General features: G+C 54.8%; 7 protein-coding genes and 2 pseudogenes. 2 read left to right on the top strand and 7 right to left on the bottom strand.

Features of this window, described 5'->3' with window-relative positions:
• The first annotated feature begins 48 nt into the window (after positions 1-48).
• Both PT279_RS00805 and PT279_RS00800 read left to right on the top strand, forming a co-directional pair.
• Positions 49-2,649 (top strand): YhgE/Pip domain-containing protein, encoded by a 2,601-nt coding sequence (locus tag PT279_RS00805; RefSeq protein WP_277164527.1) that lies wholly within the window; start codon positions 49-51, stop codon positions 2,647-2,649.
• Complete coding sequence (locus PT279_RS00800; RefSeq protein WP_277164525.1) at positions 2,646-5,054, top strand: YhgE/Pip domain-containing protein; 2,409 nt, start codon at positions 2,646-2,648, stop codon at positions 5,052-5,054. Before PT279_RS00805 ends, PT279_RS00800 begins: the two co-directional genes overlap by 4 nt.
• Positions 5,055-5,096: 42 nt before the next feature.
• On the opposite strand, the gene PT279_RS00795 is transcribed toward PT279_RS00800, so the two are convergent.
• From PT279_RS00795 to PT279_RS00765, 7 genes and pseudogenes are all read right to left on the bottom strand, one after another.
• Positions 5,097-6,344, bottom strand: a complete 1,248-nt coding sequence (locus tag PT279_RS00795; protein WP_277164523.1) for a Fic family protein — start codon at positions 6,342-6,344, stop codon at positions 5,097-5,099.
• 194 nt (positions 6,345-6,538) lie between these two features.
• A complete protein-coding gene (locus PT279_RS00790) occupies positions 6,539-7,330 on the bottom strand; it encodes an ABC transporter ATP-binding protein (RefSeq protein WP_277164521.1) in 792 nt (263 codons plus the stop codon).
• A 56-nt stretch (positions 7,331-7,386) separates the two neighbouring features.
• Positions 7,387-8,025, bottom strand: a pseudogene (locus PT279_RS00785) (FtsX-like permease family protein); the annotation flags it as partial.
• A gap of 540 nt (positions 8,026-8,565) precedes the next feature.
• Positions 8,566-9,087: pseudogene (locus tag PT279_RS00780) on the bottom strand (ABC transporter permease); the annotation flags it as partial.
• A 243-nt stretch (positions 9,088-9,330) separates the two neighbouring features.
• On the bottom strand, positions 9,331-10,695 hold the full coding sequence (locus tag PT279_RS00775) for an FtsX-like permease family protein (protein ID WP_277164519.1): 1,365 nt from the start codon (positions 10,693-10,695) through the stop codon (positions 9,331-9,333).
• Between the two features lie 182 nt (positions 10,696-10,877).
• Positions 10,878-12,152, bottom strand: a complete 1,275-nt coding sequence (locus PT279_RS00770; protein WP_277164517.1) for a Fe-S-containing protein — start codon at positions 12,150-12,152, stop codon at positions 10,878-10,880.
• 479 nt (positions 12,153-12,631) lie between these two features.
• Positions 12,632-13,273 (bottom strand): iron transporter, encoded by a 642-nt coding sequence (locus PT279_RS00765; RefSeq protein WP_277164515.1) that lies wholly within the window; start codon positions 13,271-13,273, stop codon positions 12,632-12,634.
• Positions 13,274-13,321: the final 48 nt, after the last annotated feature.

Raw genomic sequence — 13,321 nt, 5'->3', positions numbered from 1 at the left:
CGATGTCGTTATTCCCTTCCCAACAGAACAAGCCCAAGGAGCCCATTCATGAGCAACGTGATGGCCATTGCGCGACGTGACATCGCACGTTTGCTGCGCGTCCCTGCCGCGTGGGTCGTCCTCTTCGGGCTCGTCTTCATCCCGCCGCTTTACGCGTGGTTCAATATCGCGGGTTTTTGGAACCCCTACGGCAACACCAACGCCATTGAAGTAATCGTCGTCAACAACGACCGCGGCACCGATTCGAAGACCATCGGCAAAATGAACATGGGCGCGCAAATCGTCCGCCAGCTCAAAAGCAATACTCAGCTGGGCTGGAAATTCGCTGACCAGTCCGCAGCCATGCAGCGCGTGGAATCCGGGGCCAGTTACGCCTCCATCATCATCCCGGGAGATTTCAGCGACCGCGTCGCCGGAGTCATCGAAGGACATAGCACGCGCCCGACGCTGGAATACTATGTCAACGAAAAGGCCAACGCACTGGCAAGTCGCATAACCGATACCGGCGCATCCACGGTCGATAGCCAGGTCAATGAGACCTTCGTTTCCACAGTAAGCAAGGTGGTTTCCGGCGTTGTCAACAAAACCGATGCCGAAATCAATACCAAAGCCGACAGCGCAACGGCCGACACACTTGCCGACCTCAACAAGGCACAGCAGTCCGTCGCCGATATCCGCAGCAATATCAGCGACTTGACGACTACATTGAATGGCGTTCCCGACAAGACCAAAGCAGCTCGGGGAACCCTTGACAAAACTCAAAAAGCCGGAGCCGGCACTTCCCAGCAGTTGAACGACGCGTCTTCCGCCATTGCAAAAACGCAAAACACCCTCAACGACTTCGTCAACGGCGCCGGCGGCACGCTCGACCAAAGCTCGAGTCTGCTTTCACAAGCAAGCTCGCAATCGAACGTCGCTATCAATTCGATTGCAGCCGGACTGACGAAAGCCAACGGGGACGTGGGTTCGGCACTTTCCACGGCCCAGCAGATCAACACGGATACCGGTAGCCTCATCAGCCGCTTGGAAGCGGCGGGCGTGCCAGGAAGTTCTAGCGCCATCGCCGATCTCAAAACGCAAAATCAACGTCTCGGAGATTCCATTAATGCCCTGAGTGATCTCAATTCCAGCAAGAACCTTGGCTCGACGGTTTCCAGCACCGTTTCGGCGGCCAACGGCATCAATACTTCCACGCAATCGGCTTTGGGCAACGCTGCAAACGCAAGGAAAACCATTACAACGGGCGCGCTTCCGCAGCTCAACAACGGCCTCAACGGACTTTCGAGCGTCGCAGCGACGTCTTCGGCCAACCTCGCTTCGCAGGGCTCATTGATTACGCAATCCACGCTCGTCCTGAACCAGCTCGATCAAGCCGCCACCACCGCCGCCAAGGCCCTCGCCGGCACCGACAAAGGCTTGGCGAATCTGCAAAGCCATCTGACGACACTCACCACCGATATTTCCGCACTTTCCGGCTCTTCGACGCTTGGCAGCTCGGGGATACTGGCGAAATCCGTGGGCGGCGACGGCAAGCTCGACGCTGCGAAAATCGCGGATTTCATGCTCTCACCGACCGTCCTCGACACGAAAATCGTCTATCCGGTGAGCACTTACGGCTCCGGCATGGCACCGCTGTTCACGAACCTGACGCTGTGGGTCGGGGCGTTCATGCTCGTCGTCTTGATGAAGCTGGAAGTGGACGATGACGGGCTGGAAAACGAGCCGACGCCCGGCCAGCGCTACTGGGGTCGCTGGATTCTTTTCGCGCTTATCGCTTCGATTCAGGCCGTCGTCACCGTGCTGGGCGAGCTGATCATCGGTGTGCAATGTTACAACGTGCCGATTTTCATCATTACCGCGATACTTGCCTCGATAGTCTACGTCAGCATCACCTACGCGCTTTCCGCTACCTTCCTGCACGTCGGCAAGGCGTTATGCGTCGCGCTGGTCATCATCCAGATTCCCGGTTCGTCAGGCATGTACCCCATCGAAATGATGCCGAAATTCTTCCGTGCCCTGTACCCCTACCTTCCGTTCACCTATTCCATCAACGCGTTGCGCGAGACCATCGCCGGCTTCTACCGCGCCGACTGGTTCGCCAATATGGGACGCCTGATGATTTTCGCCATTCTGTTCTTCATCCTGGGGCTCGCAGTCAAGCCACATATGGGCAATCTGCAGCGCTTGGTCGACCGCCAGCTCAAGGCCAGCGACATCATCAGCAGCGAACCGGCACTGCACAAGTCCGGTGAATACCCGATTTCTCAGGCTCTGAACATGTTGGCCGACAAAGAGGAATATCGCGCCGGCATCGAGGAACGCGCTAGGAAATTCGCCCTGCTTTATCCAAAGCTCATGCGGGGCGCGCTGGCATTCGGCATCGCGGTTCCGGCAGCTATGGCCATCACGTTCTCGCTGACCACCGGCACCAAGCTGATAGCGCTGGCCGCGTGGGTCATTTGGTTCCTTGTCACCATTATCTTCCTGGTCGTCGTCGAGTCGATTCGCGACAGTCTCGCCCGGCAAGTGCGCCTCGGCAATCTGGAAGACGATGCCGTACGAACGCTGCTATACGAACGCCAGCGACCACGCAAGAAGGCAAAAGCCAAAACGGCTCATAAGAACACGGAAGGAGGCGACCTTCAATGAGAACCATTTGGAAACTCTTCACTGGCGACATTCGGCGCATCACCAGCAATATCATTTCGATCATCATCCTGATGGGCTTGGTCGTCATCCCCGCGCTGTTCACCTGGTTCAATGTCACCGCGAGCTGGGACCCGTTCGGCAACACCAAAAACCTCAAATTCGCCGTGGCAAGCGTCGACGAAGGCTATTCCAGCGACCTTATGCCGGTGAAAATGAAACTCGGCGACCAAGTCATCGGCCAGCTTCGCGCCAACAGCCAACTCGATTGGACGTTTACGACCAAAGACAAAGCCATCGAGGGCACCAAAGCCGGCACCTACTACGCGGCGGTCATCATTCCCAAGGATTTCAGCCGCAACATGATGACCTTCTTCTCCTCCGACGCCAAACACGCGACACTCGAGTATTACACCAACGAGAAAAAGAACGCCGTCGCGCCGAAAGTCACCGGGCAAGGCGCCGACCAGATTTCCAAAGAAGTCAACGAGATGTTCGCGAAGACCATCACGAGCACCGCACTGAGCGTAGCCTCCGGATTGTCGAAACAAATGGATTCCTCTGACGCCCGCGAGCGCCTGACCACATTCAATGGCAATATCAACGATTTGGCCAGCCAGCTCAACGATTCCGCAACCAACGTGGATGTCTACGCAAGTCTTATCGACATTTCCCAAACCCTGCTTTCCAGCTCCTCGGCCCTGCTCAACAACGCTTCGAGCGATGCCGGCAAATCATTGAAACAGCTCAACAAGGCAGGCGGCAACGTCAAGGACGTTTCGGACGCGCTCGATACCGCGACTTCCACACTTTCGCAGGCGTTAAACGCCAGTAGCTCGAGCAACGCCGCCATCGGCACGGATATCGGCAACGCTTTAGACAGCGCCGGCAAATCCTCCGCCGACGTCTCGGCGACACTGCGCAAACAGGCCGGACTGATAGGAGACCAAGCAGCTCAATATCAGAAAATCCGAGACACGTTGGCCGGGTTGCCGTCCCCTCCAACCGAGGCGCTCAAGACCCTTGACGGCATCATCGCCCGTCAAAATGCATTGCAAACCACTCTGAACACCTCAGCCAGCGACCTTGATGCCAAAACCGGGGATGCGACAGCGCAACGCGAACAAATCGTCGGCCTGGCCAACCAATCCAAAACGGCCATCGACGGGCTCAACACCAATCTTTCCAAGACCCTGAAACCGCAGATTGCAAGCATCACTTCATCGCTTTCCTCCGTTTCCGGGACTCTCGGTTCCGGCGCCTCAGACCTTAACAACAGCATGACGGATCTCAATAACACGGCCAACCAAGCCAACGGCAAACTTAAGCAGGCGCGCGCCACGCTCGCTGACACCTCAGCCACGCTTTCCGATGCAAGCAGCAAACTGACCACTTTCAGCCAGCAATTGACCAATGCGCTCAACAGCGGCGACATGGCTAAAGTCAAAAAGCTGCTTTCCGGCGACCCCGACAAGCTCGCTGCAACCCTCGCCGCACCAGTTGCACTCAAACGCAACGCAGTGTTCCCGGTCGAGAATTTCGGTACGTCGCTGACCCCGTTCTACACGTTCATACCGTTGTGGGTCGGTTCACTTCTGATTGCGCTGACCATCAAAACCAACGTTTCACGTGAAACGCGACGCAAGTTGGGCGAAGCCAGTTCCGGAACCGGTTGGAGCTGGTTGCACAGACGTCGTCGTCAAAAGAATCCCGGCACGAAAACAAATGCGGCCATTGCAGACAAAGCGGATACACTCGTTCTCAGCAATCCAATCGATGCCAATAACGAGACCACACAACCCATAGATACCACCGATACCCGTGTTGAAGCCAAGACTTTCGCAAGTCCCGCTTCGCCGGAAGATGAATCCGTCTCCATCGATGATGCCGGACGCCTTTTCGACGAACCGAAATCCTACCAGCTCTTCCTCGGCCGTTTCGGCATTTTCGCCCTCATCTCTCTGCTGCAAAGCACATTCTCCTGCGCAGGAACCTTGCTGTTCCTACGGGTTCACGCGGTCCATCCGATGCTGTTCATGCTCGCCGGATGGGTTTCCGGCTTGGTCTACGCGTTCGTCATCTACACGCTGGTGGCCTGCTTCGGCACCATCGGCAAAGCAACGACAGTCATTATTCTGGTGATGCAGATTTCCGGCTCCTCTGGCACTTACCCGCTGCAGGTGCTGCCGAAATTCGTACAGGTCATCAACCCGTTCCTGCCCGCAACGCATTCGATCCAGGCCGCCCGCGCCGCCATCGCCGGCATCTATCAAGGCGACTTCTGGATTCAGATGGGCATCGTCCTGGTCTACGCCGCCGTGATGCTCGTCATCGGCCTCATCATGCCGAAGCCCTCGAAATTCAACACCTGGTTCTCCGGCCAAATGGAACGCACCAAGTTGATTTAATAACCCGAAAGAACGAAATCTAAATGACGGGATTCATGGACTCTAAGCATACATCCGTTTTCTCAATTCCTCGGAAACGGTGAAACTCAATGGTCTTCTTGTACGAATCGAGACCAAGCCTTTCCGTTCAAGCTCGACGCAATATTTGCGTACGGTTTGCTTTGAGCACTTACATTGCTGTGCCAAGGTGTCAAGTTCTACAGCATCGTTGACACCGAATAAATTTTGTTTCATGACACACTCCAATATCTCCGAAGCCTTATGGCTCAGATTGTCCTCGAGTCTAAGCTGGAAATGAAGCTTTTCTGCCCGCTTGTCAATTTCGTTTTTCATGAGCAGCTCATCAATAAGCTGATTCTGCGCCAATTTTATAAAATCAAGCATGTCGGAAACAAAGAAAGTCAGTTCCCCGCAATTCAACGTATCCTCAGCTTGTGAAAACGCTTTATAATACTTTCCCTTGTTATCTGCGATCACTTTGGCTAATGATAGAACGGTCGGAAGTGTCAATACTTGTCGCAAATACAAAGCCAACAAATATCTACCAGTGCGTCCGTTTCCATCATAAAACGGATGAATATATTCAAATACAAAATGGACCACCAACGCACTAAACAACCCGGTAAGCCTATCGGTTGAACCCATCTCAAGCATGCCATTCAACAAAGCCTCGATATGCGCTTCCCCGCTCACACCAGAATGGACAACCCCATGAGGACCTATAATTTCTTCGTCACCAGAACGGAACAATTTTCCATCCGGCCTATCAACGTCAGTTATCTCACCTTGGGTGACTTGATCATAAATATGCCGCAAATCCTCCAAAGTTCTTGGCAATTTATTGTCATCCCGCGAAAGTTTCATATATAATTTCGCAAATTCACCAAAACGGATAGTCTTGGAAAGAGGTTTAGTCTTACCGCCGTTGAGAACTTCACGTGCCGAAGAAACCGCCAAATCAGTTTCTTTTCTAGTGCTGCGTACGCCTTCCATCTGGTTAGTCGACAACAATTCCCCAGAGATAAAATCATCGATAAATTCGTCTCTCATCAGATCGGACAAATCCATCCACATAGGTAGGATACCTATTTCCATGATAAAAATATCTTCAACTTGCCGAGATAGAGTTCGAGGCACTGCTACAAACAGCTCACCTAACTGAGTGATAATCCCCGTACGGAAGGTGGAGCGCGCCTCGAGCCGTTCATGCGCTAATTGCAAATGTTTGGTCCTGCTTGAATCTTTATCAGCATGAAATAGACTCGCCAATGAACGGTAATCTTTCATCATTTTTGCCTACCCTACAAAAGAAATATCTCTCCAAGTATCAATAGTAAACGCAAAAAACTTGCTTATTGATATTTTTATACTATTTTATCAATAACAGGTCGATAAAAGATATGGAATTGATAAAAATTTATATTTTTATCAATTCCAATCAATCAAGATAGGGAGAATGTCCTTCTTTTTGATAGTTCTAGATTTTACCCTCTGACTTTAGCGGCTTTCGTGGGGTTGGCGAACGAAATCGGGGTATCACCCTGCTGGGCACCTTCGACTTGCGCACCGGTGAAAGCCGGCTTGCCACCCGCAGCCTCGTAAGCCTCACGCGCCTTGTCGTCATTCCACTGCTCGCCGACAAGCACGCCGTGGTTCAGCATGATCTCGCGCTGTGCGCACGAAGCGACCAAAGCGTCGTGCGTCACCACGACAATGGTGGTTCCCTGCTCGTGCAGTTCGCGGAAAAGGTCGAGCACAATCTTCTCGTTCTTCTCGTCCAAATTGCCAGTGGGCTCGTCGGCCAGTATCAGCTTGGGATGATTAATCAGCGCACGAGCGATGCACACTCGCTGCTGCTCGCCGCCGGAAAGTTCGCTGGGCAGATGCTTCGCGCGGTCTTTCAACCCGACATGGTCGAGCGCCTCGAGCGCCTCCTTCTCGTCAACCACCGAATGGTAGTACTGCGCCACCATCACGTTCTCAACGGCGGTGAGATGCGGCACGAGGTAGAACTTCTGGAAGACCAGGCCGATGACGTTCTTGCGCACGTCGGCCAGCTGAGTGGCGTTCAAATCGTTGAGCTCATGGCCTTCAAGCGTCACCGATCCCTTGGACGGCGAATCCATGCAGCCGATGATGTTCATCAGCGTGGTCTTGCCGGAACCGGACGAGCCCACAACCGCGAGCCACTGCCCTGCCGGCACGGTGAGACTGAGGTCATCCACCGCGTGAAGGTCGCCGTAGATCTTCGAAATATGATCAAGTTCGAGCAGCATAGCCACTCCTTTCAATAATTTCTTGCACTTTTACGTTTATTCGCGAAGGACTTCCGTCATTCTTCCTGCAGCACCACGGCCGGATCAATCCGCACCGCGTTGCGCACGGGTGGTAGCGATGCGAGCACCGCGACCAGCATGCTTACCAATACGGAAGCGAGCGCCAGCGGCCAGTTAAGCGAAAGTTTTTGTCCGAAAACGGACGCGCTGAGCGCACGAGCGAGCAGGTAGCCGATGGCCGTGCCAAACAATCCGCCAATCAACCCGTAAAGCGCTGCTTCAACGGTGAATTCCACCGCAATGTCACGCGATGAGGCACCAAGCGCCTTGCGCAAGCCGATTTCGTTGCGTCGCTGCGAAACAATGGATGAAATTGTGGTTCCGACACCGACCAGCGTCAGCACGAGCACGACCACGGTGACAATCCAGAAAAGCGTCTGCAGCATGGTAATGATACGAACGTTCGACGAGGTGATCTTCGTGACCTTCTGCGCCTTTGCGTTAAGCGATGTCTTCTTGTTGACGGAGCTGACGAGATTGCTCAGCCCTGCATCAGAAGTGTCGACGGAGAATTCGACAACGTCCGCGCCACGCTCGAAACCGGTGAGCTTGTCAACATCGAGGTTGTTGGCGTAGACCATATCGTCCTCGCTGCCGCCGGTGTCAACGATGCCATCCACACGGAATTCCGTACCGCCCGCGTTGGGAGCAGTAGGCTTCCACTCGGCAAGTTGGACCGAACCGAAATGATCATCCGAATTCTCAACGTTCGTTCCCGACAAGCTCCATCCCATGGTCGTTGCGGAACCAAAATAATTGTTCGTCTTCCCAACGCCCGTCGTTTCCGACGATTCCCATTCCGCAAGATTGACGGAACCAAGATCTGTGGCCGACATCTTCATACCCTGCATGCCCGTCATATTCTGCATATCGCGCGAACCCGTGCCAGACATATCCATACCCGGCATATCGGGAGTCTTGGCCTCTGCCGATATCCCGTCCAGCGCCTTGCCTAACTTGTCCTTCACGGTCGCGTCAACCATGCCCTGCTGCACGTTATCGGCATGTGCAGATTCGGACATTTTCATGTCCTTCATATTCGACATGTCATGCCCAGATGAATTGCCGTCAGTATTGGCCGAGCCCTGCGAGCCTGAGCCTTCGCTTCCCGAACCGGAGTTGCTGGAACCGCCAGACCCACTGGTGGTCGCAGCAGCAACGCTTTTGCCGGGACTATATTTGATGGTGATGATCGAGCCGATTTTCGCGTCAAGCTTGGTCGCCGCGTCGCGTCCGAGCATCACACCGCCGTTCGACGGCCACTTGCCCTCGACGCTCCAGTGATGGTTGAGCGCCTTCACATCGTGCGAATTGATGCCCGCCACCACAAACGGCAACGAATTGATACGCGTGTTTTCGTACCGATACGCGGCCGAACGTTCGGAACCAGCATTTTTGACCGTCGAGTTCAGTGCGGTGACAGTTTTCTGGTCGAACCCGGAATCTGCGACATTCGTGGTGTTAGAACCTTCAACCGCCTTCCCGGCCACAGTTCGTTGCGTAGGAGTAACGATGAGGTTGGCACCGTAAGCACGCATCTCCTCGTTCATCTGCTGCGGCACAGCCACGCAAATGGCAGCAAGGCAGAACAGTGTCGCCGCACCTACCAAGGACGCGACCACGGCCATCAGCGCCCGCGAGCGCCGCCTGAACACCGCGCTGAACAGCATGCGGAAGAACATGCGCCGGTTGGTCATCGGATGCTCGATAGAGACGTCAGGAGCGTTCGCAGGAACATTCGGATTACGTTGCGCAGCAACATTAACATTTTTATCAGCACTCTTACCGGAATCTTTGCCTGCATCGTTTCGCTTCAAGCCACTCATGCTGCCCTCCTTTCGTTTTTATCGGCATCGACGAATAACCGATTTCGTCCGAATCGCGTCCGCGTATTTTGCTGTTTATATTCGTATTTACGCTCCCATCCGAGCTCATTGCAATCAGCGACCATGCAGCACCTCTGCCGGACGCAGGTGCAGAATCGAACGAATCGAGGAGAACGAGGCGATCAGAATGGTCACGGCCAGCAGGACGAACACCAACACAAACACCATCGGCCGCATCACTACTCCCGAGCCGAATACGACATGTCCGATAACTTGCGCGAGCAACGACCCAAGCCCCGCGCCAACCAAGCCGCCAATCAGCGAAATGACCGCCGTCTCGGTGAGCATCAACCTCGAAACCGCGCCGTCAGTAGCACCGATGGCCTTGAGCAGCGCCAGTTCCGAACCACGCTCACCAATCGAAGATGCCATCAAATTGGCCACGGCGATTGCCGCCGCGATAAGACTCAGCGCGGTCATCAGTATCATCACGGCCTGCGTTTTGTGTAGCACGTCGCCCTGCAACGCCGCGACCTGCCGCACTTGCTTGGCAACTGCCCCGGGCATGACTTCCTCAATCTGGTAAGCGATTGAAGACGGATAAGCCGTGCAGTACCAGGTCTCCCACTCTTCCTGGCTCAGCGCCGCCGGATCCTTTTCGGCCTTGCGAGCCAAGTCGTTTTCAGGGGTGGTGAGTGCCTTGACCTCGATCTTGTCGATGGAATCCGGCAAATCGGAAAGCCGCTGAGCCGACCACGAAGGAATGTAAACACCGTTGGCATCATTATCACCGGAATCGAAAATCCCGACAATTCGTACGCGCTGGCTGCGGTGCTGCCCGTCGGCCGTCGCCTTGGAAAGCGTGACGGTCTGCCCGACTTTGGTATGGGTGACGTTGGCCAAGTCCTTGCCCATCATGCCTTGAACGACGGCAGTTTGATTGGTATCAGCCGCCGCAACAACTTTGCCGGTTCCCGAGGCTCCGGCCCCGTCCTTGGCCCAGGCTCCGTCGACTTTCCACCACGAACGCATGCCCTTGACCCCGGCGACCACGTTTTGGCCTGTCGCCAGCGGCACTTTCTTGTTGAACCACGTCCCCGTCACCGGCACATTGCGTCCATCGATGATGGCGTTCACGTTGAGTTCCGGCGCGAAATCGGTGATATTGAACGCCCAGAACGTCGTCTTGATGCTGGGCACATCCGATTCCTTGAGGAACGAAGTCGGGTCCGCAGCTTCCGCGCCGTTGCCCGCGTCGGCCGTGTTGTACAGGTCCGACACCACCGCGTCGGCCTTGGGCTTGACCACGATATTCGAGCCGTACGTAGACAGTTCGGCATTGAGCTTGTCGCCCACGTCGAAAACGACACCGAGCATCGCCACGCAGATCGTGGCCGACAGACAGACGGTCACCGCGATCAGCAATCGCCGCTTGAGCTGCCGCGAAAACGAGCGGAATACCATTCTCAGCAGAAACATCACGCTCTCCCTTCAGCAATGATGGCATTCATGCCTCTAACCCTGCTTTTATCAGCACTTCCGTCAGGGTTAGGGGCACAATTCTGGCTTTCTGCCCTTAAACCAACAAGAACATGCACTTGCCATAGGGTTAGAGGCGGGATTATTCCCACACGCGCAGATTTCGGCATAATCGACCCTCCTCATTCCTTGAAGTGACTCGACAGAGCGTCGAGGTCGGAGGTATGGATGGTGATTTTGCCGTGCGACGCCTCGAACGGGAACGGTATCGGGTTGCAGCCGCCCTTAAAGCCGATGGTGGCGACGTTCATCTCCACCTCGCAGCGCTTGCAAATAATCTTGCCGTCCTTCTCGTAGTATCCCGCGTCACCGCATGTCATACATGCGTCGAGACCCACACCGAAGGATCCGCCGTTCTTCTTGATGATGATGAAGCGCATCACGGTGCCATCTTTGGCCTTGTACTGGAAGCGGTGCAAGTGGCCGTCGTCCACCTTGTTGAAGGCGATGGTCGCGATGCCATTGTGCTGCGAATATCCTTCCGGCGGCGAAAGCGTCGGCTGCTCGTGCACCTTGGCGACACCTGCGGTCAGCGCGAACGTCACCACAATCATCGCAATCAGACTCCACGCACCAGCCGCTTTCGCGCGCCTCCGGAACGCTTTGTGCTCACGAACCACGGCATCGTTGTCACCGGCCAGCGGAGTTCGGAATCCAGCAATAATCGAAGCGACAACGGGAATAATAAAGACCAATACCGAGGCGATGACCAGTTTCATATCATTATTCGCCGCAAGAATCAGCACGTTGAATGCGGTGCCATCAAACTCGACAAACATCATCGACATCAGCAGCGAACACAGCTGTGTCACATGCCGAACCAGCAAAACCAGCAGCATCAGCATCGAAGCCGCGAGGAAACTGCCACGCACAGCGGTCGTGCGCATGGTGCGGAAAATCGCCGCCACTACGACGGCCGTGGCAATGCCCAGCGCAAAGCCAAGCGCACGCAGCAGCATCTTGGAAGTAAACGGAGATTCACCGGTCTCCACAAAACTTGTCAGCTGCATGAAGACGTCCTGCGAAGCAAAGAACGTGGTCAGCGCAATACCGATCGCCGAAATCGCGTTGGCCACATGCAGCCGAACCGGATGCTCGTGCCAGTCGCGCACAAGCCCTTTGGAGCAGGCCATAATCGCAAGTATCAGCACATCACAAATCACACAGCCAATGAGCACCGGCAAGTTGACCCCGGACCGCCGATCGACAATGACCAGCACGCGCAGCACCGTAAAAATCAGCGCCGCCCCAATGCCAACGATCAGCCCATACAGCCGCCACTGCCTGCTGACAGGCCTATCGCGCCCCTCGCCGACCCCGAGCAGCACGCTCAGCGTCATCACCAGCAGCGCCGGCGCCACCATCCCCGGCAGTGCCCCCACAAATTCCTCGAGCATTTTCTCGAATCCTTATCTTTGCCAACCGTAATTAGCTAGCTTTTATCTCATTACCAAAAAATCTACTGACGCAGTTGTCTGGGAATATACTTGCTTCGACACCCTCCAGGCCGGTAGGCCAAGCTTTATGTCTCAGCAAGCATATTCCCAGACAACTGCTCAACCAACGAATCATTAGCATTGTCGAATGGCTAAATGAGATGGTGATACGGAATAAACGTAAACTACTAAATCTTCTCAAGCTAAGCGTTACGTAAGTTAAAGACATCCACAACCAAGCAAAAACTATTTCTTATCCGCTCCAGTCGCTTTGCATCATGGTGAACACCCACTAAAAAGTGAGTTGTATCCGTTGAGTGGTGGAGGAGGGGGACATGCTTGCTGAGGAGTAAAGCTTGGCCTACCGGCCTTGAGGGTTCCGAAGCAAGTATGTCCCCCTCCTCCGCCACGTCAGTGATTTCTCAAATCTATTTGGAAAGTCACCATTGATGCACGACGTAATTCCAATCGAAACTGGCCACAATCGGCTTCGTCCAGAAACGTCCCTTAACGCCGGTATCTGGATCGACGTGCAGCGTCCAGCCGTTGGTTTCGGGGCTGTAAATCGTGTAGGTGAGCTTGTACTGCCCAGCCTTGTCGAGCTTGATGTTGGCGCCGTAGTGCGGCCCGTCGTCGGCGTTCATCTCCATGAACGTGCCGTCCTGCTTGTTGTTCGGATCGTTCTTGTCCTGAATCTGGTACTTGACGGTGAGCTTCGGAATGAAGTCGCCGGTGCCATAGCCGAGGTTGTTGTCCTTAAGCGCGTGGATGTCGGCCTCCAGGTGGAGGTTCGACTCAGCGGCGGAAAGCCCCATTCCCTGCGGATACATATCAACCGGCTGGAAGTACACGGTCGCAATGTTCAACGGGAAGATCTGCTGGTCGTGCCCGATCGGAATCTCCTCGAACTTAGCACCATTGCTGTTCGCCTTCTTGTCGGACTTCTGCGAGGACGATGAGCTAGACTTGCCCTTGTCATCGGAAGCGGAATTCGAGCCGTTCGACCCGCACGCTGCGAGTGAGCACGCGAGCGCCCCTGCGACCACCGCGGCCAGCAGGCCGGTCAGTTTGCTTTTCTTCATTGTTTTCTCCTGTTTATTTTGGAATATTTATTATTACGTTTCATTTGA

Origin of the sequence: Bifidobacterium sp. ESL0784 (genome assembly GCF_029433295.1) — a bacterium.
Lineage (GTDB): Bacteria > Actinomycetota > Actinomycetes > Actinomycetales > Bifidobacteriaceae > Bifidobacterium.
The sequence above is the reverse complement of the archived record's forward strand: the minus strand, read 5'-3'. Positions and strand labels throughout refer to the sequence as shown.